The 19,673-nt window shown below is 68.0% G+C and carries 21 protein-coding genes; 16 read left to right on the top strand and 5 right to left on the bottom strand.

Annotation, left to right across the window (positions count from 1 at the left end; all coding sequences use genetic code 11):
- The first annotated feature begins 46 nt into the window (after nucleotides 1–46).
- From HCC78_RS08050 to HCC78_RS08020, 7 genes are all read left to right on the top strand, one after another.
- Nucleotides 47–1,201 carry a transporter substrate-binding domain-containing protein gene (locus HCC78_RS08050; protein ID WP_172328235.1) on the top strand — a complete coding sequence of 385 codons (1,155 nt, stop codon included), beginning with the start codon at nucleotides 47–49 and terminating at the stop codon, nucleotides 1,199–1,201.
- 12 nt (nucleotides 1,202–1,213) lie between these two features.
- On the top strand, nucleotides 1,214–1,828 hold the full coding sequence (locus HCC78_RS08045; protein WP_172328234.1) for an ANTAR domain-containing response regulator: 615 nt from the start codon (nucleotides 1,214–1,216) through the stop codon (nucleotides 1,826–1,828).
- Nucleotides 1,829–2,104: 276 nt separating this feature from the next.
- The gene (locus HCC78_RS08040) at nucleotides 2,105–3,352 is read left to right on the top strand and encodes a transporter substrate-binding domain-containing protein (protein ID WP_172328233.1); all 1,248 of its coding nucleotides are present in this window, start codon (nucleotides 2,105–2,107) and stop codon (nucleotides 3,350–3,352) included.
- A 60-nt stretch (nucleotides 3,353–3,412) separates the two neighbouring features.
- On the top strand, nucleotides 3,413–4,306 hold the full coding sequence (gene urtB, locus HCC78_RS08035; protein WP_172328232.1) for an urea ABC transporter permease subunit UrtB: 894 nt from the start codon (nucleotides 3,413–3,415) through the stop codon (nucleotides 4,304–4,306).
- Between the two features lies 1 nt (nucleotide 4,307).
- Nucleotides 4,308–5,435 carry an urea ABC transporter permease subunit UrtC gene (gene urtC / locus HCC78_RS08030; protein WP_172328231.1) on the top strand — a complete coding sequence of 376 codons (1,128 nt, stop codon included), beginning with the start codon at nucleotides 4,308–4,310 and terminating at the stop codon, nucleotides 5,433–5,435.
- Entirely contained in the window at nucleotides 5,432–6,178 is a 747-nt protein-coding gene (gene urtD, locus HCC78_RS08025) for an urea ABC transporter ATP-binding protein UrtD (protein ID WP_172328230.1), read from the top strand. The genes urtC and urtD overlap by 4 nt, the downstream gene beginning before the upstream one ends.
- Nucleotides 6,175–6,873 carry an ATP-binding cassette domain-containing protein gene (locus HCC78_RS08020; protein WP_371743797.1) on the top strand — a complete coding sequence of 233 codons (699 nt, stop codon included), beginning with the start codon at nucleotides 6,175–6,177 and terminating at the stop codon, nucleotides 6,871–6,873. The genes urtD and HCC78_RS08020 overlap by 4 nt, the downstream gene beginning before the upstream one ends.
- 341 nt (nucleotides 6,874–7,214) lie before the next feature.
- Here HCC78_RS08020 and HCC78_RS08015 read toward each other — a convergent pair whose 3' ends face one another.
- From HCC78_RS08015 to HCC78_RS08005, 3 genes are all read right to left on the bottom strand, one after another.
- Nucleotides 7,215–7,712 (bottom strand): flavin reductase family protein, encoded by a 498-nt coding sequence (locus HCC78_RS08015; RefSeq protein ID WP_172328229.1) that lies wholly within the window; start codon nucleotides 7,710–7,712, stop codon nucleotides 7,215–7,217.
- Nucleotides 7,713–7,716: 4 nt separating this feature from the next.
- Nucleotides 7,717–8,322 carry an FAD synthetase gene (locus HCC78_RS08010; RefSeq protein ID WP_172328228.1) on the bottom strand — a complete coding sequence of 202 codons (606 nt, stop codon included), beginning with the start codon at nucleotides 8,320–8,322 and terminating at the stop codon, nucleotides 7,717–7,719.
- 65 nt (nucleotides 8,323–8,387) lie between these two features.
- Nucleotides 8,388–9,941 (bottom strand): 4-hydroxyphenylacetate 3-hydroxylase N-terminal domain-containing protein, encoded by a 1,554-nt coding sequence (locus HCC78_RS08005; protein WP_172328227.1) that lies wholly within the window; start codon nucleotides 9,939–9,941, stop codon nucleotides 8,388–8,390.
- 151 nt (nucleotides 9,942–10,092) lie between these two features.
- Here HCC78_RS08005 and HCC78_RS08000 point away from each other — a divergent pair, with 151 nt between their 5' ends.
- Complete coding sequence (locus HCC78_RS08000; RefSeq protein ID WP_253949097.1) at nucleotides 10,093–10,872, top strand: IclR family transcriptional regulator; 780 nt, start codon at nucleotides 10,093–10,095, stop codon at nucleotides 10,870–10,872.
- A gap of 10 nt (nucleotides 10,873–10,882) precedes the next feature.
- On the opposite strand, the gene HCC78_RS07995 is transcribed toward HCC78_RS08000, so the two are convergent.
- The gene (locus HCC78_RS07995; RefSeq protein WP_253949096.1) at nucleotides 10,883–11,359 is read right to left on the bottom strand and encodes an Lrp/AsnC family transcriptional regulator; all 477 of its coding nucleotides are present in this window, start codon (nucleotides 11,357–11,359) and stop codon (nucleotides 10,883–10,885) included.
- Nucleotides 11,360–11,489: 130 nt separating this feature from the next.
- On the opposite strand from HCC78_RS07995, the gene hppD reads away from it, so the two are divergent.
- Both hppD and HCC78_RS07985 read left to right on the top strand, forming a co-directional pair.
- The gene (gene hppD, locus HCC78_RS07990; protein WP_172328224.1) at nucleotides 11,490–12,602 is read left to right on the top strand and encodes a 4-hydroxyphenylpyruvate dioxygenase; all 1,113 of its coding nucleotides are present in this window, start codon (nucleotides 11,490–11,492) and stop codon (nucleotides 12,600–12,602) included.
- A 70-nt stretch (nucleotides 12,603–12,672) separates the two neighbouring features.
- Complete coding sequence (locus tag HCC78_RS07985) at nucleotides 12,673–13,026, top strand: Rieske 2Fe-2S domain-containing protein (RefSeq protein WP_172328223.1); 354 nt, start codon at nucleotides 12,673–12,675, stop codon at nucleotides 13,024–13,026.
- 3 nt (nucleotides 13,027–13,029) lie between these two features.
- Here the strand turns inward: HCC78_RS07985 and HCC78_RS07980 are convergent, their stop codons facing one another.
- The gene (locus HCC78_RS07980) at nucleotides 13,030–13,503 is read right to left on the bottom strand and encodes a MarR family winged helix-turn-helix transcriptional regulator (RefSeq protein ID WP_172328222.1); all 474 of its coding nucleotides are present in this window, start codon (nucleotides 13,501–13,503) and stop codon (nucleotides 13,030–13,032) included.
- A gap of 387 nt (nucleotides 13,504–13,890) precedes the next feature.
- Between HCC78_RS07980 and HCC78_RS07975 the strand changes: the two genes are divergently transcribed.
- From HCC78_RS07975 to HCC78_RS07950, 6 genes are all read left to right on the top strand, one after another.
- The gene (locus HCC78_RS07975; protein ID WP_172328221.1) at nucleotides 13,891–14,841 is read left to right on the top strand and encodes an MBL fold metallo-hydrolase; all 951 of its coding nucleotides are present in this window, start codon (nucleotides 13,891–13,893) and stop codon (nucleotides 14,839–14,841) included.
- Between the two features lie 116 nt (nucleotides 14,842–14,957).
- Nucleotides 14,958–16,580, top strand: a complete 1,623-nt coding sequence (locus HCC78_RS07970; RefSeq protein ID WP_172328220.1) for an FAD-dependent oxidoreductase — start codon at nucleotides 14,958–14,960, stop codon at nucleotides 16,578–16,580.
- Nucleotides 16,573–16,785 (top strand): DUF2783 domain-containing protein, encoded by a 213-nt coding sequence (locus HCC78_RS07965; RefSeq protein WP_253949095.1) that lies wholly within the window; start codon nucleotides 16,573–16,575, stop codon nucleotides 16,783–16,785. The genes HCC78_RS07970 and HCC78_RS07965 overlap by 8 nt, the downstream gene beginning before the upstream one ends.
- Before the next feature lie 83 nt (nucleotides 16,786–16,868).
- Entirely contained in the window at nucleotides 16,869–17,882 is a 1,014-nt protein-coding gene (locus tag HCC78_RS07960; RefSeq protein ID WP_172328219.1) for a TRAP transporter substrate-binding protein, read from the top strand.
- Complete coding sequence (locus HCC78_RS07955; RefSeq protein ID WP_172328218.1) at nucleotides 17,879–18,328, top strand: TRAP transporter small permease; 450 nt, start codon at nucleotides 17,879–17,881, stop codon at nucleotides 18,326–18,328. Before HCC78_RS07960 ends, HCC78_RS07955 begins: the two co-directional genes overlap by 4 nt.
- Nucleotides 18,325–19,635, top strand: a complete 1,311-nt coding sequence (locus HCC78_RS07950) for a TRAP transporter large permease (RefSeq protein WP_172328217.1) — start codon at nucleotides 18,325–18,327, stop codon at nucleotides 19,633–19,635. The genes HCC78_RS07955 and HCC78_RS07950 overlap by 4 nt, the downstream gene beginning before the upstream one ends.
- The last annotated feature ends 38 nt before the right edge of the window (nucleotides 19,636–19,673 follow it).

The following is a 19,673-nucleotide window of genomic DNA, read 5'->3' as shown; positions in this document are numbered from 1 at the left end:
ACCGGACGGGGCCGCCCTTTGCCGTTTGCGACGATGGGATGATGAGTTGAGCACCGAGGATACCTGGCCGATCGGCATCGTGATGTCCGAGACCGGCGTGACCGGCATGATCGAGAAGACGCAGGTCGCCGCCGTCCGGCTGGCGGTTGACGAGATCAATGCCGCGGGCGGGGTGCGGGGCAGGGCGCTGGCGCCGCTCTGGCGCGATCCGGCCTCGACGCCGCGGCGCTACCGTGACCAGGTGCTGGAATTGTGCCGCGATCACGGCGTGCGGGTGATATTCGGCGGGCATATGTCGAGCACGCGCAAGGCGATGCTGCCGATGGTCGAGGCGCAGAACGCGTTGATGTTCTATCCGACGCTCTACGAGGGCTTCGAGTATTCGCGGCACTGCATCTATACCGGCGCCGCGCCCAACCAGAATTCGGTGCCGCTGGTCGACTATCTCTATGCCGCCTTCGGGCGGCGGCTGCTGCTGATCGGCTCGGACTACGTCTATCCCTATGAATCGAACCGGATCGTCGGCGATCTCTTCCGCTCCAAGGGCGGCGAGGTTCTGGACGAGGTCTATGTCCCGCTCGACCTGCGCGGCGAGCATGTGGCGCGGCTTCTCGAGCTGGTCGCGGAAACCCGGCCCGACGTGATCTACTCGACGCTGGTCGGCGACGGAATCGTGCGCTTCTACGAGGCCTACCGCGCCGCCGGGCACGACCCCGAGACGCTTCCCATCGCCAGCCAGTCGACATCGGAGGTCGACGTGATGCGGATGAAGCCGGGCACGGCGGATGGCCATGTCATTGCCGCGCCGTTCTTCGATTCGCTCGGCACGCCCGCGGCGCAGGGATTCGCCGGGGCGTTCCGCGCGGCGACCGGCGGCGCGCTGCCGGTGACCGCTCCGGCGGAGGCGGCCTATTTCTCGGTGCATCTCTATGCGCGCGCGCTGGCGCTGGCCGGAGACGACCATGTCGACCGGCTGCTGCCGGCGCTCTACGAGGTGGAATACGAGGCGCCGCAGGGGCCGGTGCGGATCGACCGGCTGACCAACCACACCCATCTGTGGCCGCGGGTCGCGCGGATCCGCGAGGGAAAGCCCTACGAGATCGTCAGCGATCCGCGGCGCCGCGTGCCGCCCGATCCCTACCTGATAGACGTCGCGGGCGCGGAGGAGCCGGAAGAGGCCTCCGCCCCCGGGCTCTGCTGAGGAGGCGCGCCCATGTCTTCGGCCTTCCTGAAGGAACTGCGCAATCTCTCGGTCGTCGTGCTGCATCCGATGGACGAGGAGGGCACCGCGCTGACCGACCACCTGCGCCGGATCGGCTGCCAGCCGCAGCTGATCTGGCCGGTGCCCGAGCGCCTGCCCGAGCGCACCGACATCCTGATCCTCGCCATCGAGGACCATGCCCGCGAGGAGCTGCGCGGTTTCCTGCGTTCGATCCCGAATCCGGCGCCGACCATCCTGGCGATCGTCGGCTACGAGAACCCCGCGACGCTTCAGCTGGTGCTGGAAAGCGGCGCGATGGCGGTGCTGAGCCGCCCGATCAAGCCGTTCGGCCTGCTCACCAACCTGGCGATCACCCGCAATGTCTGGAAGCAGAACCAGCAGCTCGCCCGCGACGCGCGGCGCTTCAAGCGCAAGGTGATGGGAGACCAGATGGTGCTGCGCGCCAAGACCATCCTGATGGCCGGCGAGGGTCTGAACGAGGACGAAGCGCATCGCGAGCTGCGCGCCCGCGCGATGAAGCGGCGCATCGCCATCGAGATCATGGCCCGCGAACTGGTGGAACGCCATGACGCCGCCGCCCCTGCGGGGCAGGGCGCAAAAACTTGACGCAGGCCCGGCAAAGGGCCTTGTCCTCGGGCCGGGCCTTGCGCTAGCCTCGCTCCATTCCGGTCTGGTCCCCAGCATTGGCCATCAGCCCGGAGGCGCCGCAAGGTGCCGCCCCATAGGCAAAGACGCCCGCACCGGTCCCCCGCAGGGACCCTGCGGGCGTTTTGCGTTTCGACAGCGTCGTCGGCTTCCTCTCCATCCGTTCCGCGCCCGAGCGCCCGGTTTCCTGCATGCTGCGGGCCGGTCCCCTGCGCGCGTCCAACAGGGACAGAAAAAATGAATCTGAACCGCCGCAAATTCCTGACCACCACCGCAACCGCCGGGGCCGCGCTGGCCGCGCCGGGCTATCTGCGCCGCGCCATGGCTGCGGGCGAGCCGATCCAGGTCGGCGCGCTCTATTCCCAGACCGGCGGCCTGTCCGTCGTCGAGAAGATGCTGGCCGCGGGCGTGCGCATGGCTGCCGAGGAGATCAATGCCGCAGGCGGCGTGATGGGCCGCCCGATCGAGGTCCTCGTCGAGGACGGTGCCTCCGATCCCAAGACCTATGCCGAGAAGGCGCAGAAGCTAGTGATCCGCGACCGCGTCTCCACCGTCTTCGGCTGCCACACCTCGGCCTCGCGCAAGGCGGTGCTGCCGATCTTCGAGCGCCGCGGCGCGATGCTGTTCTACCAGACCCACTACGAGGGCTTCGAATGCTCGCCGAACGTGGTCTATTCGGGCGCCGTGCCGAACCAGCAGCTGGGCAACTACCTGCCCTGGATCCTCGAGACGCTGGGCAAGAAGAAGGTCTTCATCGTCGGCTCGAACTACGTCTATCCGCGCGAGATGGCGAAGGTCTCGAAGGGCCTGATCGAGGCCGGCGGCGCCGAATGGGTGGCTGACGAATATCTCGAGCTCGGCCATTCGGAATGGGCGGTGATGGTCAACAAGATCAAGGACTCGGGCGCCGACGTGGTGCTGTCGAACGTGGTCGGCGACTCGATCATCTCCTTCTACCGCGAGTTCATCAACCAGGGCCTCAGCCATGAGGAAATCCCGATCTGCGCGACGGTGACCTCGGAGATCGAGATCGCGGCCATGGGCCCGGAATACGCGGCCGGCAGCTACACCTCCTTCCCGTATTTCATGTCGCTCGACACCCCGGCGAACCACAGCTTCATCGAGCGCTACCGCGCCTTCGTGGGCGATCCGCAGGCCACGACCTACCACTCGCTCGAAGCGGCCTATTTCCAGGTCTTCCTGTGGAAGCAGGCGGTCGAGGCCTCGGGCGACATCACCGCGGAGGCGATCCGCGAGGGCGTGCGCGGCCAGGAATATGCGGCGCCGGGCGGCGAGGTGAAGATCGACGAGGACAACCTGCATTGCTGGCTGACCCCGCGCATCGGACAATGGCAGGCGGATGGCCAGTCGAAGATCGTCGACGAATACCCGGCGCCGATCAAGCCGCTGCCCTATGCGGCCTATGGCGAGACCGCAGACAACCTGTTCTGCACCCGCGAAGGGCTCGACAGCTCCAAGCTCTGAGCCGCCGCCCGCCCGCATCCTCCGGGATGCGGGCCCCCTCACGACAAGGAGACAGTTGACGTGGTCGACATCCTGTTCATCGGGCTCTCGCTCAGCTCGATCCTCCTCCTGGTGGCGCTCGGCCTGGCCGTGACCTACGGTGCCATGGGGATCATCAACATGGCGCATGGCGAGATGGTCATGATCGGCGCCTATACCGCCGTCATGGCCAAGATCTGGCTCGGGCTCGGGCTGATCGCGTCGATCCCGCTGGCCTTCGCCGTCACGGCGCTGGCCGGGCTCGCCATCGAGCGGCTGGTCGTCCGCCGCCTCTATGGCCGGCTTCTCGACACGCTGCTGGCGACCTGGGGCATCGCGATCCTGCTGCAGCAGGCGATCCGGCTGGAATTCGGCCTCAGCTTCCTCGGCATCCATATCGCCGGGCTCGGCTCGGGGCTGCAGAACGTGCCGGTGCCCGCCGCGCTGCAGGGGACGGTGCGGCTGCTCGGCCACGATTTCAACGCCTACCGCATCTTCATCGTCGCGATGACGGCGGTGCTGGCCGTGGCGACCTGGGCGGTGATGTACCGCACGGCGCTCGGCATGAAGGTGCGCGCGATCATCCGCAACCCGCAGATGGCCGCCGCCTGCGGCATCGCCGTGGCGCGCACCAATGCGCTGACCTTCGCGCTCGGCTCTGGGCTTGCGGGCGTCGCCGGCGTGCTGATGGCCGGGTTCAAGACCGTGGCCCCCGACATGGGCGCGACGCTGGTCGTGGACGGCTTCATGGTGGTGGTGACCGGCGGGGTCGGCAGCCTCCTGGGCACGGTCGCGGCCTCGGGGCTGCTCGGCGAATTCAACGCGCTCGTCGCCATGGCCTCCAACGACATCATCGGCCGGGCCGCGGTCTTTGCCGTGGTGATCGGCGTCATCCTCCTCAAGCCCGCCGGGCTCTTCACCTTCAAGGGGCGCTGACATGGCCGGACCTCTGGCGAACTACCGTTTCTGGGCCTATGCGGGCCTTGCCGTCCTGCTGCTGGCGCTGCCGCTCGTCGGCGACGAATTCTGGCTGAACCGCGTGGCGAAATACCTCTGCTACGGCATGCTCGGCGCCGCCGTCGCGCTGACCTGGGGCTATGCCGGGGTGCTGAACCTCGGGCAGGGGCTGTTCTTCGGAATCGGCGCCTATGCCATGGCGATGGGGCTGAAACTGAAGAGCTACACCTCGCTGCAGCAGGGATCGGACCAGCCGGTGCCGGATTTCATGCTGTGGAACGCCCAGCCCGGCGCCCCGACCGAGCTCTGCTGCATCACCCCCGGATCCTGGCTCTGGCTGCCGTTCCAGTGGCAATGGACGGGCGTGATCGTGGCCGTGGTGCTGCCGGTGCTGCTGGCGGGGATCATGGGCCGGATCATCTTCGGCCAGCGCATCTCGGGCGTCTTCGTGTCGATCATCACCCTGGCGCTGGTGCTCCTCGTGCGGCTCGTCGTGGTCGATGCCCAGCCGCTGACCAATGGCTTCAACGGGCTGACCGATCTCGGCTGGCTGACCGTCGCGGGCCATGAATTCGACCCCTATGCGAAAGGCACCTACTACCTCGTGGCGGTGGCGCTGATCCTCGTGCTCGGCCTGTCGCGGATCCTCGTGGCGACGCGGGCGGGCACGATCCTGCAGGCGACCCGCGACAGCGACACCCGCGCGCTCTATCTCGGCTATGACGTTCCGGCCTACCAGACGTTCTTCTTCGCCGTCTCGGCGGGGATCGCGGGGCTGGCGGGCATGCTCTATGTCATCGTCTCGGAATTCGCCTCGCCCTCGTTCCTGGAGCTGTCCTTCTCGATCACCATGGTGGTCTGGGCGGCCGTGGGCGGGCGCGGCTCGATCCTCGGCGCGGCCGTCGGCGCGATCCTCATCAACATGATCGAGGCCCGCGTTTCCGAAACCGAGGCGCTGGTCGAGGCCTGGAAGGCGATCATCGGGCTGCTCTTCGTCGTGACTGTCATCTACCTGCCCAAGGGCCTGTCGGGGCTCGCGCATGACGGCATCGCCCGCTTGCGGATGCGCCGTCCGGCGCTGCGGCTCAAAGAGGAGGCCGGGCAATGACCGCTGCCTTGATGCTTGACGGGCTGGCCGTCGATTTCTCCGGCTTCCGCGCGGTGGACGGCGTGTCCATGGCGGTGGCCCAGGGCGAGCTGCGCGTGCTGCTCGGCGCCAATGGCGCGGGCAAGACGACGCTGATGGACCTGATCTCGGGCAAGACCCGGGCGACCGAGGGCAAGGTGCTGGTCCAGGGGCGCGACGTGACCGGACTGCGCGAGCACCGCATCGCCCGCGCCGGCGTGGGGCGCAAGTTCCAGATCCCCTCGGTCTTCTCCGGGCTGACCCTGCGCCAGAATCTCGAGGTCGCGCAGTCCAGGCGCCCCTCGGTCTGGTCGAACCTGCGCTTTGCCCTCGGCATGTCCGAGAAGGCGCGGCTTGCCGAGGTGCTGGAGCTGATCGGGCTCGAAGCCGAGGCCGGGCGCGAGGCGGGGCTGCTGAGCCATGGCCAGACGCAGTGGCTGGAGCTTGGCATGCTGATGATCCAGGACGCTTCGGTGATCCTGCTCGACGAGCCGACCGCGGGGATGACCCAGGGCGAGACGGCGAAGACCGCCGAGATCATCAACCGGCTGAAGGGGCGGCACACGCTCCTGGTGGTGGAGCACGACATGGCCTTCGTGCGCGACATCGCCGAGCGGATCACGGTGCTGCATCTGGGCCGCGTGCTGGCCGAGGGCAGCGTCGCCTTCATCGAGAACCACCCGGAGGTGAAGGCCGCCTATCTGGGCAAGCAGGGGATCGCATGATGCTCGAACTGGTCAATCTGGACGGCTATTACGGGCGCTCGCGCGCGCTCGAGGGCATCGACCTCAAGGTCCCCAGGGGCGAGATCACCGGGATTGCCGGGCGCAACGGCACCGGCAAGACGACGCTCCTGAAGACGATCATGGGGCTGACCGAGACGAAATCGGGGCAGCTTCTGGTCGGCGGCACCGACTATGCCCGGCGGCCGACGCATGAGCGGGCGCGGGCAGGCATCGCCTATGTGCCGCAGGGCCGGGGCATCATCCCGGAATTCACCGTGCGGGAAAACATCCTGATGGGCGGGTTTGCCGCCCGCTCGGGGCGGCGCGCGGTGCCCGATATCGTGCCCGAGCTCTTCCCCTATCTGGCCGCCAACATGGCCCGCCCCGGTGGGGTGCTGTCGGGTGGCCAGCAGCAGCAGCTGGCCATCGCGCGGGCGCTGGCGGCGGAGCCCGACATCGTGCTGCTCGACGAGCCGAACGAGGGCATCCAGCCCTCGATCGTCGAGGAGATCGAGGCGGTGATCCTCAGGATGCGCGACGAGCTGGGGCTGACCGTGATCCTGGTGGAGCAGAATATCGGCTTCCTGCGCCGCGCGGCCAGCCAGTTCGCCATGCTGGAAAAGGGCCGGATCGCCTGCGGCGGCCCGATTGCCGGGCTGACCGACGCGGTCGTCGAGACCTACATGACGATCTGAGTCCGCAGGCCCGGGGGCCTTCCGGCTCTTCGCGGCGTCCGTTGCAGCGCGGGCCTTCGGTCCGGATTCCGGCAGCGGGCGGGCGGGAGCCGGGGTCTGGCCGGCTGGCGTCCCTGCCGGGTTTCGCCATGCGGGGAAACGGCTCCGTCTCCGGCCTCCTTGGAGGCGCGCGGCGCGGTCCGCCCGGCCTGTTGCGGCCGACGATGCGGCACCGGCGCGGGCGTCCTCCGGTCGGACCTGTTGCGCTTGTCCCGCGAAGAGCGGCGGGATGTTGCACCTGCGCGGAAATGCTCAGATGGCGACCGCGGCTTGCGGCTGCGCCCCGCACCGCAGGCGCCCGCTCAGGCTGCGCGGCGCGGAGGCGCGAGAAGGCCGAAGCGTCCGGCGTGGAAAAGGAGGGGCGGCGCATCCGCGTCCTGCGCAATGCGGCGGACATGGCCGATGAACAGGACGTGGTCGCCCGCTTCGATCTCCTGCACCACGTCGGTGTGGAACACGGCCGCCGCCCCGGCCAGAACCGGCAGGCCGTCCTCTTCGCCCAGCACCGAGGCCAGAGCCGGGTCGTGGCGGCCGGCGAAATGCATTGCGACCGGTTCCATGTCCCCGGCCAGGACGTTGACGGCATAGCGGCGCGCCGCGCGTATCTCGGCCAGCATCCGGGCCTTGCGCCCGAGCGAGACCGCGATCAGCGGCGGGTCGAGCGACACCGACATGAAGGCGTTCGCGGTCATGCCGAAATCGCCCGCGCCGCTGCGCGTGGTGATCACGGTCACGCCGGTGGCGAAGCGGCCGCAGGCATCGCGCAGCAGGCGCGGATCGATGGTGGTCGTCTCGGTCATGGGGTCAGATCCTCCCTCTGAAATCCTCGATCAGGCGGTGCCCGGCCGCGCGGGCCGGAAATCCGCCGGTCATCAGCGCTTGCGCCTCGGCTGGGCGTCCCGCGCGCAGCAGCGCCCGGATGCGGGTGGACGAGACCGGCACGCCCGCCGGGCAGCAGAGTTTCCGCGGCACATGGACCGGCAGATGCCGGGCCAGCAGCGCCACGTCGCCCGCCTGTCCCGCGCCGAAGCGGAAATCCGCGCCGACATGGACCCGCCGCGGCGCGATGCGGGCTAGGTCGGCGAGGAAGGCCGCGGCCGGACGGGCGGCATAGGCGCGGGTGAAGGAGGCCAGCACGATCACGTCCGGGCCGAGCGCGGCCAGCCGCGCCAGCTTTCCGGCGGTGGAGACCAGCGGTTCCGCCCGGCCGAACATTACCTTGGGCGGCGGATCGAACGTCCAGACCACGGCCGGGACGCCGATCTCGCGGGCCTCGGCGACGGCACCGCGGACCAGGGACTGATGCCCCAGATGGACGCCGTCGAAGGCGCCGATGGTGACGACCGAGGCCGCGAGCCGCACGGCATGGTCCGGCAGCACCCGTGTCGCGTCTCCGCAGAAATCGAGCATGGCAGTCCTCCTTGCGGCGGCGATGCGGGAGAGCATCCGCCCTCCCGCACCCTCGGTGCCGCGCTTTACTGGAAGCCGGCCGAGAGCCGGTTGACGTCCCAGGGGTTCACCAGATCGGGCGCGGTCCAGCCCGAGAGGTCGTATTCGGACATGTAGTCCTCGACGAGCCCGTGCAGCATGTCCATCTCGCCCGTGGCCTTCGCGGTCAGCAGGGTCTCGATGCGGATGTTCTCGTAGTTGCCCGCGTAGTTGGTCTCGTAGAGTTCGTGCCGCCCGCCGAATTCCGATCCCATCGCATCCCACAGCAGCTTCAGCAGCTTCACCCGGTCGATCGCCACCATGCCGTTGGAGCCGCGCACGAAGCGGTCGAGATAGGGGCGGACATCCTCGTTGGCGAAATCGAGCGCGGAGGACGGCAGGTAGATCAGCCCCGAAGCCACGTGCCTTTCGATCAGCTCCTTGATCCGGGAATAGGCCATCGGCGCGAAGACCCGCGAGGCGAGGCCGTAATTCATGTTCGGCAGGACGTAGCCGTCTGTGCCCTCCCAAGGGATCGGCGATTTCACCATGGCATCCGAGATGCCCCAGAACAGGTTGCGCCAGGCCAGGACCTCGCCCACCGCCGTCTGCGGGCCTCGGAACACGCCGGAGCCGGTCGCCTCCAGCGCTTTGGAGAACAGCCCCGAGATGAAGTCGAGCTTCACCGCCAGCCGCGTGGCACCATGCAGCGTGAAGCGCGGCACGAAGCCAGAAGCCGGGAAGAACGCGTTGATCTTCTCGACATCGCCGTAGACGAAGACGTTCTCCCACGGCACCAGCACCTTGTCGAAGACCAGGATCGCGTCGTTCTCGTCGAGCCGGGAACTGAGTGGGTAGTCGAAGGGCGTGCCCATGACGGCGGCGTTCAGCTCGTAGCTGGCGCGGCTGATCAGCTTGACGCCCTCGGAGGCCATCGGTGCGGTGAAGATCAGCGCGAATTTCTTCTCCTTGATGGGGATGCCGTAATGGGCGATGAAATTGTAGTGCGTCAGGGCCGAGCCGGTGGCGACCACCTTGGCGCCCGACACGACCAGCCCGGCATCGGTTTCCCTCTCCACCTGCATGAAGACATTGCCGGTCTCCTCCACCGGCAGGTGGCGGTCGATCGGCGGGTTGACGATGGCGTGGTTCCAGTAGTCGACCCGCTCCTGCGTGCGGGCATACCAGGCACGGGCATTGCCGGCATATTCGCCGTAGAACTCCGCATTGGCGCCGAGCGTGCCCAGGAACGCCGCCTTGTAGTCGGGCGACCGGCCCATCCAGCCATTGGCCACCTTCTGCAGCCGCGCGATCGCGTCGCGCCCGGCGACCAGCTCCTCCGCGCTTTTCGGGCCGAGGAAATAGGGATGGGTCCAGCCGCCCGAGCCCGTATCGGTCGGACGGCCCAGCGTGTCCCGCTCCGCGGCCAGCCGGTCGTACCAGCGGGCGACCATGCGGGCGGAGTTGCGGAAGGCCGGATGCGCGGTGACGTCCCGGACGCGCTCGCCATGGACATAGATTTCGCGCCCGTCGCGGATGCTGTCGAGGAATTCCGCGCCGGTATAGGGCAGGGTCGTTGCCGGGGCGATCTGGTCTTTCATGATGCTCCTCCCATAGAGCGAACCGTTCAGGTTTCAGGTTCTGAAGCGAAATTCGCAGGCGGGCGGACATGCCGAAAGGTATCGGAAGATACCTGTCTTTTTTCCGGAATGAACGGAAAAGTGGTTTCACCGGGAAAGGGAGAATGCGGAAATGCGCTCATTGCGGAAAACGGGGCAGGTTCTGAGGCTTTTTTCCGCCGTCGCACCGGAATGGAGCCTGACGGAGATCGCGCGGGAACTGGGGGTGTCGACGAGCGGGGCCTTCGACCTCGCCGACGGGCTGACAAGGATCGGGCTGCTGCAGCGGGTGACACGCGGCCGCTACCGTCTCGGTCCTTTGGCGGCAACGCTGGGACGGGTGCTGAACGACAGTTCCGCGCTGGTGGCGGCATCGCGGCCGGTGCTGGAGGGGCTGGTCGCGGATTACGGCGAGACAGGCTTCGTGACGGTGCTGGATGGCGGGCGGCTGACGGTCGTGGAATCCGTCGAGGGCACGCGCGCGCTGCGCGTCGCGGCAGACGTGCTGAAGGGCGCGATGCCGCTGCACGAGACGCCGACCGGCATGCTGCACCTTGCGGCCGCCGGCGAGGCGCGGCAGGCCGATTACGCGGTGCAGCATGCCGAGGCGCGCCCGCCGATGCTGCCGCCGGGACGGCGGGCAGAGGCCTATGCGTCGATGGCGGCGGCAGGCTTTGCCGCGGGCGAGCTGGCGCGGGAGCGGGACATCGCCGCCGTCGCTGCCTCGATCCGCAACCATGCCGGCGAGGCTTTCGCCGCGGTCAGCCTGTATGTCCCCCGCACCCGGCACGAGGCGCAGCCGCGCGCCTTCCGGACCATCGTGACGGAGGCCGCCCAGAGGATCACGGCCGAACTCTGCGACGGTCCCAGCCGGAAGCTGCCGCGGCCCGTGGCCGAATACGGCGAGGCCTGATCCGCGGCGGTCAGCGCGGCAGCAGGGCGTCCAGATCCAGGCCCTCGCGGTCCTTGAGGACCTGCAGCACGATTTCCGAGCGGACCTGCGCCACCTGCGGATGCGGCAGCAGGCGGCCATGGATGAACTCCGCGAAGGCCTCCAGGTCGCGCGCGTTGATCTCCAGCACGTAATCGGCATCGCCCGAAACGGAATAGGCCGCGCGGATCTCGGGCTGGAGGGCCACGAAGCGGGCGAAACTGTCCTCGCTGCCCTGTCCGTGCATGCGCAGGTTGACCCGCGTGATCGCCCGGAGGCCGAGCCCCAGCTTCTTCGCGTCGAGCCGCGCCGCGTAGCCCGAGATGATCCCGGCCGCCTCCAGCGCCGCGCGGCGCCGCGAACATTGCGAGGCCGAGAGGTTCGCCAGCTCCGACAGTGCCGCATTGGTCATCGCCCCGTCGTGCTGCAATGCGTCCAAGATTGCGCGGTCGTAATCATCGATGCGCATTCCGTGCATCCTTTCCCGAAATCATGCATCCCTGCGGTCATCTTTCCATCCTGGATGGTTTCAAATGCAACCCCCTTGCATCCGGTTTCCCGCATTGTGGCAGGAGAACAGCCCAGAGGAGGAGATGCGCATGGGACCCTTCCCGCATGACGCCCCGAAGCCCGAAATTTCCGCCAGGAACCCGGCCGGCACGGACGGGTTCGAATTCGTCGAATTCGCCCATCCCGAGCCGGAAAAGCTCGACACGATCTTCCGCCAGATGGGCTTCGTTCCGGTCGCCAGGCATCGCAGCAAGGCGATCACCCTCTACCGCCAGGGCGACATCAACTACCTGCTGAATGCCGAACCGGGCAGCCATGCCGCGGGCTTCGTCGCGGACCACGGTCCTTGCGCCCCTGCCATGGCCTGGCGCGTGGTCGATGCGCAGAAGGCCCTGCAGCGCGCGCTCGACACGGGTGCCACGGAATACACCGGGCCGGGCAAGTCGCTGGACGTCCCGGCGGTCCATGGCATCGGCGGATCGCTGCTGTATTTCGTTGACACCTATGGCGCGGACGGCTCCTGCTATGCGGCGGAATTCGACTGGCTGGGCGAGGAGAACCCGCGTCCCGAGGGCTTCGGCTTCTACTATCTCGACCACCTGACCCACAATGTCGTGCGCGGCAACATGGACACCTGGTACAAGTTCTACCACGACACGTTCAATTTCCGCGAAATCAAGTATTTCGACATCAAGGGCAAGCAGACCGGGCTGGTCAGCCGGGCGCTGACCTCGCCGGACGGCAAGATCCGCATCCCGATCAACGAGTCCACGGACGAGCACAGCCAGATCGAGGAATATCTCAAGGAATACAAGGGCGAGGGCATCCAGCACATCGCCATCGCCTCCGAGGACATCTATGCCGGGACCGACGCGATCGCGGCGGCGGGCATGGACTTCATGCCGGGGCCGCCGGACACCTATTACGAGATGTCCCGCCGCCGGGTGACGGGCCACCAGGAGCCGCTGGAGCGGATGCGGAAGCACGGCATCCTGATCGACGGCGAGGGCGTGGTCGGCGGCGGCGAGACCCGGATCCTGCTGCAGATCTTCTCCAGGACGGTGATCGGCCCGATCTTCTTCGAATTCATCCAGCGCAAGGGCGATGACGGATTCGGCGAGGGCAATTTCCGCGCGCTCTTCGAGTCGATCGAGGAGGACCAGATCCGCCGCGGCGTGCTGAAGGCCGAGCCGGCGGAATAGCCTCCCTGTCCCGATGATCCCGCCGCTCCGGGCGACCGGGGCGGCCTTGTCCGTGCCCGGAGAGACCGCGATGCCCTGGACCGATTACAGCTCTGCGCCGCCCGCGGGCACGCAAGTCTGCGCGCTTGCCGATCTGGACAGGGTTCAGGCCCTAACGGTGGATAGCGCGGCCGGGCAGTTCCCGCTGCTGCTTGTCCGCGACGGGGCGGGGCTGCGTGCCTTCGTCAATGCCTGCCCGCACCAGTACCTGCCGCTGGACTATCAGGGCGGCAACATCCTGTCGGCGGACGGCACGCGGCTGATGTGCACCGCGCATGGGGCGATGTTCGATGCCGTCACCGGCGCGGCGGACCTGGTCGCCCCCTGCGGCCTCGACCCGGTGCCGCTGCAACTCGAGGACGGCATGGTGCTGATCGGCGGATGAGCGTCAGCCGTCTCCGTCTCCGCTGCCGGCCGCGAGGATCAGCTGCCGCAGCATCGCCTCGAGCTGCGAGCTCAGATGCGGCCCGAGGCGGCTGCGCAGGCGGTCGTCATAATCGATGGCCCGCTTCCCCAGTGTGCGGAACACCTCCGTTCCCGCGGGCGTCAGGGTCAGGCTCTCCTGCCGCTTGTCCGCCGCATCGCGGCTGCGCGCCAGCAGTCCGCGCGATTCCAGCACTGACACAGCGCGGCTGACCGCAGTCTTCTCGATATGCGAGATGCGGCAGATCTCTGCCGCGGCCATCGAGCCGAAGCGCCCGAGATTGGCGACGACGCGCCACTGCGTCCGGGTCAGGTCGTATTCGGCGCGGTAATGCTCGTGGAACTCCTCGCTGGTGCGTTCCGCCGCCTGGTTCAGCAGGTAGGGCAGGAAGTTCTCCAGGTTGAATTCTGGCTCCGGGGGCTGGTCTTTGCGGGGCAAGCGTGTCTCCGTCTGCGGCTGGTCCTGTTATGGCAGGACTTGGCGTCTGGGTGCAACTGCAACGGGATTCGTCCGCGAATATAGTTACTGATGCACCGAATTGTGGGAGCTGGCTGCAAGGTTTCAGGGTCGGATCGACATGCGGGCCTGGCGATACACCCTATAATATGCTGGAAGAATGCACATATATATGCTGGCGACACTCGCGATGCGAAGAGGGCATCGGCGGCTTGTCTCTCGATAAAAAGTTGCACTTGACACCGTTGCAAATGTAACGACTAATGACGTTGCAACAGCGACGGGTTTCGGGGAGGAGATCCGGCCGGGCAGCGCCAAGGAGGGCGGTCCCGGCGCTCCTCGACCTGTGCCCGAAGACGAGGAAACGCGATGAACAAGGCATTTGCATCTGCCGGGGACCTTGAGGAGAAGGTCGTCAGCTTCACCGAGGTGGGCGAGGGGCTCTATGCCTTCACCGCGCAGGGCGATCCCAATACCGGCGTCATCATCGGCGACGAGAGCGTCATGATCGTCGAGGCCCAGGCCACCCCGCGCCTCGCCCGCAAGGTCATGGACTGCGTTCGCTCGGTCACCGACAAGCCGATCTCGCATCTGGTGCTGACCCATTACCACGCCGTGCGCGTGCTCGGCGCCTCGGCCTATGGCGCGCGCGAGATGATCATGTCCGACACCGCCCGCGCCCAGGTCGCCGAGCGCGGCCAGGAGGACTGGGACAGCGAATTCGGCCGCTTCCCGCGGCTCTTCCAGGGCCATGAGGAAATCCCCGGCCTGACCTGGCCGACCACGACCTTCTCGGACCGCATGACCGTGTATCTCGGCCGCCGCCGCGTCGACATCATGCATCTGGGTCGCGCCCATACCGCGGGCGACGCTGTGATCTGGGTGCCCGACCAGGAGGTGATGTTCACCGGCGACATCGTGGAATACCACTCGGCCTGCTATTGCGGCGACGGCCATTTCGGCGACTGGCCCGACACCCTGGCCGCGATCGCGGAGTTCGCGCCCAAATCGATCGCGCCGGGCCGCGGCGATGCGCTGGTGGGCGAGGCAATGGTGGCCGAAGCCCTTGCCAACACGGCGGATTTCGTCGCCTCGACCTACAAGCCGGTGGCCAAGGTCGCGGCGCGGGGCGGCACGCTGAAGGAGGCCTGGGACGCGGTGCGCGCGGAATGCGACCCGAAATTCGGGGATTACGCGATCTACGAGCACTGCCTGCCCTTCAACGTCGCCCGTGCTTGGGACGAGGCCCGCGGCATCGACACCCCCCGCGTCTGGACCGCCGAGCGCGACCAGCAGATGTGGGCAGACCTGCAAGGCTGAGCCTGTCCCGCGCCGGGCGAAGACCCGGCGCCTCATCTGACACCGATCCGAAACAATCGCCCCGGGCGCCTGCAGCGCCCGGCCGGGAGAGGCGTGCCGCCACGCCGGGAGGAGCCATGAAAGACTTCGTCGCACCGCGCTACCAGCTCGCGTACAAGCTGTACCCCTACGAGAAATCTCCCGACCAGGACGCGGGAAGCCCCGCGCGCCATCCGGTCGTGGTCATGGGCGGCGGGCCGATCGGGCTTGCCACCGCGCTTGATCTCGGCCGCCGCGGTATCCCCGTTCTGGTCATCGACGACCATGAGGGCGTCGGCATGGGCAGCCGCGCCATCTGCTTCGCCAAGCGCACGCTGGAGATCTGCGACCGGCTGGGCGCCGGCGACGAGATGGTCGCCAAGGGCGTGCAGTGGAACTTGGGCAAGGTCTTCCATGACGACCGCCAGCTCTACGAGTTCAACCTGCTGCCCGAGGCCGGCCACAAGCACCCTGCCTTCATCAACCTCCAGCAGCCCGCCTTCGAGAAGTTCCTGCATGACGCCATCCTGCGTGCGCAGGCGGCAGGCGCGCCGATCGAGATCCGCGGCGCCAACCGCGTCGATGCGGTGGAGAGCTCCGAGCACGGCGCGACGCTCGACCTGATGACGCCGGACGGGCCCTACCGGATTAGCGCCGACTGGCTGATCGGCTGCGACGGCGCGCGCTCGCCCTTGCGCGACATGCTGGGGCTGGGCTTCGAGGGCCGGGTCTTCGAGGACAATTTCCTGATCGCCGACGTGAAGATGACGGCCGAGTTCCCGACCGAGCGCTGGTTCTGGTTCGAGCCGCATTTCAAGTCCGGCGCCTCGGCGCTCCTGCACAAGCAGCCGGACGATGTCTGGCGGATCGACTTCCAGCTCGGCTGGGACATCGACCGCGAAAAGGAGCTGAAGGAGGAGAATATCCGCGCCCGCATCGACGCGATGCTGGGCGAGGGGGCCGAATACGATCTGGTTTGGACCTCGATCTACACTTTCCAGTGCCGCCGGATGGAGAAGTTCCGCCATGGCCGGGTGCTGTTCGCGGGCGACGCCGCGCATCAGGTCAGCCCCTTCGGTGCTCGCGGCGCCAATTCCGGCATCCAGGATGTCGACAACCTCGGCTGGAAGCTCGCGGCGGTGATCAATGGCGCCGCGCCAGAGAGCCTGCTCGACAGCTATGACGCCGAGCGCGTCCATGGCGCCGACGAGAACATCCTGAACTCGACCCGCGCCACGGATTTCATCACGCCGAAAAGCCCGGTCAGCCACATGTTCCGCAACGCGGTGCTGGATCTGGCCGAAACCATGCCATTCGCGCGGACCATCGTGAATTCCGGACGGCTTTCAGTGCCCTGCACCTATGACGGCTCGGGCCTGAACGGCCCCGACGATGCGGCGATGCCGGCGCGCACCCGCCCAGGCAGCCCGGTGCCGGATCTGGCGCTCGGCGACGGCTGGCTGCTGAAGGCGCTGGCCGAAGACGGCTTCACGCTCCTGGGCATGGGCTGCGAGGTTCCGGCGTGGCTCGACGGTGCGGGCCTGCCGGTGACCGGGCTATCCATCCCGGCTGAGACGCCCGAGGCCGGGGCACGCTTCCTCGGCGCGGCGGCTTCGGCTGTCTACCTGATCCGCCCCGACCAGCACGTGGCGGCCCGCTGGGACCATTTCGACGAGGCGGCGGTGCTGGCCGCTGCGAGAAAGGCGCTCGGCCATGATTGAGACCGCGATCGAGGGAACCCGCATGCTGACGACCGCCCCGAACCTGGCCGATCCGGACGAGGCCTATGCCCGCCTGATCGCCGCCCATGAGGGCCTGGCCGAGGCCGAGAGCCACGCGATGAACGCCCGGCTCATCCTCATCCTCATGAACCATGTCGGGGACCAGAAGGTCATCGACGAGGCGCTGGCCCGCGCCCGCGGCTGACGCCTGAGAACGCGCGACCCGGCGGGCGGGGAGGTCCGCCGGGGAAACATCGAAGAGACCGGACAACTCTCAGGGAGGATCCCATGTCCAGATTCACGACCTTCGCGGCCGCTGCCGCGCTCTGCCTTGCCGCCGGTTCCGCCATGGCGGAAGAGCTGGTGCTGTCGAGCTGGCTGCCGCCGCGACACCCGATCGTGGTCAACGCGATCGAGCCCTGGGCCGATGAGGTGGAGAAGGTCACCGATGGCCGCGTCACCGTGCGCGTGCTGCGCAAGCCGCTGGGCAGCCCGGCGGCGCATTTCGACATGGCCCGGGACGGCGTGGCCGACATCACCTACGGGCTGCACAGCTTCACCGAGGACGACCGGTTCAAGGGCGCGGAGCTGGGCCAGTTCAGCTTCCTCGGAGACGATGCCGCGGCGAACTCCGGGGCCTTCTGGTCGGTCTACCGCGACAAGCTGGGGGCCGAGCAGGAACATGCGGGGACCAAGCTGCTGGGCCTGTTCATGCACGGGCCGGGACTCTTGCACAACAACAAGATGGAGATCACCCAGGTCTCGGACCTCCAGGGGATGAAGATCCGCGTGCCGGGCGGCTATGCCGCCGACCTGATGGCCGGGCTCGGCGCAACGCCGCTGTTCATGTCCTCGCCCGAGGTCTACGAGAAGCTCAGCCGCGGCGTCATTGACGGCGTGGCCTTCACCTACGAGGCGCTGACCGCCTTCCGCCTGACCGACGACATCAAGTACTCGATGACCGTGCCGGGCGGCATCTACAACACCACCTGGTTCCTGGTGATGAACCAGGGCAAGTGGGACGGCATCTCGGCGGAGGACCAGGCCGCGATCGAGGCGATTTCGGGCGAGGCCTTCGCCGCGCGCGTGGGAAAGGCCTGGAACGACGCCGATGCGGCGGCCGAGGCCGAGATCGAGAAGGCGGGCATCCTGCTCTATCCGGCGCCTGCGCCGGTCGAGGAGGCGATCCGCATGCAGGCGTCCAAGCTGGAAGCTGCCTGGGCGGACACGCTGGATGACGACCGCGACGGGCTGGCCGCGCTGGCGACGTTCCGCGAGATGACCGGCGCCGCCGCGGAATGACCCGGGCTTTCCTCTCCGCGCTCAGGGGGCTCTCGGCGCTGCTGCTGGCCGCGCTGATCCTCGTGACCGTCACCGACGTGGTCGGCCGCTACATCCTGAACGCGCCCCTGCCGGGCGCGTTCGAACTGACCCAGATCCTGCTGGCGCTACTGGTCTTCGCCGCGCTGCCGCTGACCACTGCGCGGCGCGAGCATGTCGAGGTCGACCTGATGGCCCATGTCCTGACGCCTCGGCTGATCCGGGCCTTCGGCATCTTCGCCGCCCTCGTCACCGCGGCGGCGCTGGCCTTCTTCGCGGTGCGCCTCGGCATCGTGGCCGGAGACCAGGCCGCCACCGGCGCGCGCAGCGCCGCGCTCGGCCTGCCGATGGCCGCGATCGCGGGCGTGGGCGTGGCAAGCTGCGCGGTGTCCGCCGCGATCGCCCTGGCCGGAGCGCGCAATCCATGACCGCCTCGCTCATCGCCTTCGCCCTGCTGCTCGGCCTCGCCTTCCTGCGGGTGCCGATCGCCTTCGCCATGGCGCTGACCGGTGCGGCTGGCTTCGCCATGCTGCGCGGCCCCGACGCCGCGGGTGCCATGGTCGGCCAGGCCGTATTCGAGACCGGGCTGAGCTATTCGCTCTCGGTCGTGCCGCTCTTCATCTTCATGGGCAACGTGCTGGCCGCCTCGGGCATCGCGCACGGGCTGTTCTCCGGCGCCGACCGGCTGTTCGGGCGGTTCCGCGGCGGGCTGGCCATGGCCACCGTGCTCAGCTGCGGCGGCTTCTCGGCGGTCTGCGGCTCGTCGCTGGCGACCGCGGCCACCATGTCCAAGGTCGCCATGCCCTCGATGCGCCGCTTCGGCTACCATGACAGCCTGTCCACCGGGGCCATTGCCGCGGGCGGCACGCTGGGCATCCTGATCCCGCCCTCGGTGATCCTGATCATCTACGGAATCCTGACTGAAAGCGACATCGGCAAGCTCTTCGTTGCGGGCCTGCTGCCCGGGGTGCTGGGCATTGCGCTCTACCTGATCGCGGTGCTGGTCGCCGTGCGGATGAACCCCAAGCTCGCGCCGCCGGTGTCGGAGACCGTGCCGATGTCGCGCCGCGACACGATGGGGGTGCTGGGCACGCTGGGGCTCTTCGCCTTCATCATGGCGGGGATCTACGGCGGCTTCTTCACTCCGATCGAGGCCGCGGGCATGGGCGCGGGCGCCTCGCTGCTGATCGCCTTCGGCATGGGCGAGATGACGCTTGCCGCGCTGGGACGGGCCTTCGCCGACACCGCCTCGGCCACGGCGATGATCTTCGCGATCATCATCGGCGCCGAGATCTTCGGCAATTTCGTCAGCTTCGCGGGGCTGCCTGACGCCATTGCCGACCTGGTCTACGACCTCGACATCAACCCCTGGCTGGTGATGCTGGCGATCGTGGCGATCTACCTGGCGCTCGGCACGGTCTTCGAGAGCCTGTCGATGATCCTGCTGACGGTGCCGGTCTTCTATCCGGTCGTCGAATACCTGCAATTCGCCTCGCCGATCCTGCGCGACCCCGAGCATGTCGTGATCTGGTTCGCCATCATCGTCGTGGTTGCCACCGAAATCAGCCTGATCACCCCGCCGGTCGGCATGAACGTCTTCGTGCTGCGTTCGGTGGTGCGGGACGTGCAGCTCGGCACGATCTTCCGCGGCGTGTTCTGGTTCTGGGTGGCCGACATCCTGAGGATCGCGCTGATCGTCGGCGTGCCGTCGCTTTCGCTCTGGCTGGTCGGCTAGGGCGGCGCCGCGCCCGGGCACATCCGGGTGCGGCGCCC

Source organism: Mangrovicoccus sp. HB161399 (assembly GCF_013184745.1).
Classification (GTDB): domain Bacteria; phylum Pseudomonadota; class Alphaproteobacteria; order Rhodobacterales; family Rhodobacteraceae; genus Mangrovicoccus.
This window is presented reverse-complemented; position numbering and strand designations above follow the sequence as displayed.

Excerpts from the sequence above, each read along its gene's own strand:
- HCC78_RS08005 (WP_172328227.1), bottom strand. The coding sequence starts at position 9,941 with ATGAAAGACCAGATCGCCCCGGCAACGACCCTGCCCTATACCGGCGCG.
- HCC78_RS08045 (WP_172328234.1), top strand. The coding sequence starts at position 1,214 with ATGTCTTCGGCCTTCCTGAAGGAACTGCGCAATCTCTCGGTCGTCGTG.
- HCC78_RS07960 (WP_172328219.1), top strand. The coding sequence starts at position 16,869 with ATGTCCAGATTCACGACCTTCGCGGCCGCTGCCGCGCTCTGCCTTGCC.
- HCC78_RS07995 (WP_253949096.1), bottom strand. The coding sequence starts at position 11,359 with ATGCGCATCGATGATTACGACCGCGCAATCTTGGACGCATTGCAGCAC.
- HCC78_RS08010 (WP_172328228.1), bottom strand. The coding sequence starts at position 8,322 with ATGCTCGATTTCTGCGGAGACGCGACACGGGTGCTGCCGGACCATGCC.
- HCC78_RS08020 (WP_371743797.1), top strand. The coding sequence starts at position 6,175 with ATGATGCTCGAACTGGTCAATCTGGACGGCTATTACGGGCGCTCGCGC.
- HCC78_RS07955 (WP_172328218.1), top strand. The coding sequence starts at position 17,879 with ATGACCCGGGCTTTCCTCTCCGCGCTCAGGGGGCTCTCGGCGCTGCTG.
- HCC78_RS07970 (WP_172328220.1), top strand. The coding sequence starts at position 14,958 with ATGAAAGACTTCGTCGCACCGCGCTACCAGCTCGCGTACAAGCTGTAC.
- HCC78_RS08015 (WP_172328229.1), bottom strand. The coding sequence starts at position 7,712 with ATGACCGAGACGACCACCATCGATCCGCGCCTGCTGCGCGATGCCTGC.
- urtD (WP_172328230.1), top strand. The coding sequence starts at position 5,432 with ATGACCGCTGCCTTGATGCTTGACGGGCTGGCCGTCGATTTCTCCGGC.
- HCC78_RS07950 (WP_172328217.1), top strand. The coding sequence starts at position 18,325 with ATGACCGCCTCGCTCATCGCCTTCGCCCTGCTGCTCGGCCTCGCCTTC.
- HCC78_RS07975 (WP_172328221.1), top strand. The coding sequence starts at position 13,891 with ATGAACAAGGCATTTGCATCTGCCGGGGACCTTGAGGAGAAGGTCGTC.
- HCC78_RS07985 (WP_172328223.1), top strand. The coding sequence starts at position 12,673 with ATGCCCTGGACCGATTACAGCTCTGCGCCGCCCGCGGGCACGCAAGTC.
- HCC78_RS08000 (WP_253949097.1), top strand. The coding sequence starts at position 10,093 with ATGCGCTCATTGCGGAAAACGGGGCAGGTTCTGAGGCTTTTTTCCGCC.
- hppD (WP_172328224.1), top strand. The coding sequence starts at position 11,490 with ATGGGACCCTTCCCGCATGACGCCCCGAAGCCCGAAATTTCCGCCAGG.
- urtC (WP_172328231.1), top strand. The coding sequence starts at position 4,308 with ATGGCCGGACCTCTGGCGAACTACCGTTTCTGGGCCTATGCGGGCCTT.
- HCC78_RS07965 (WP_253949095.1), top strand. The coding sequence starts at position 16,573 with ATGATTGAGACCGCGATCGAGGGAACCCGCATGCTGACGACCGCCCCG.
- HCC78_RS08040 (WP_172328233.1), top strand. The coding sequence starts at position 2,105 with ATGAATCTGAACCGCCGCAAATTCCTGACCACCACCGCAACCGCCGGG.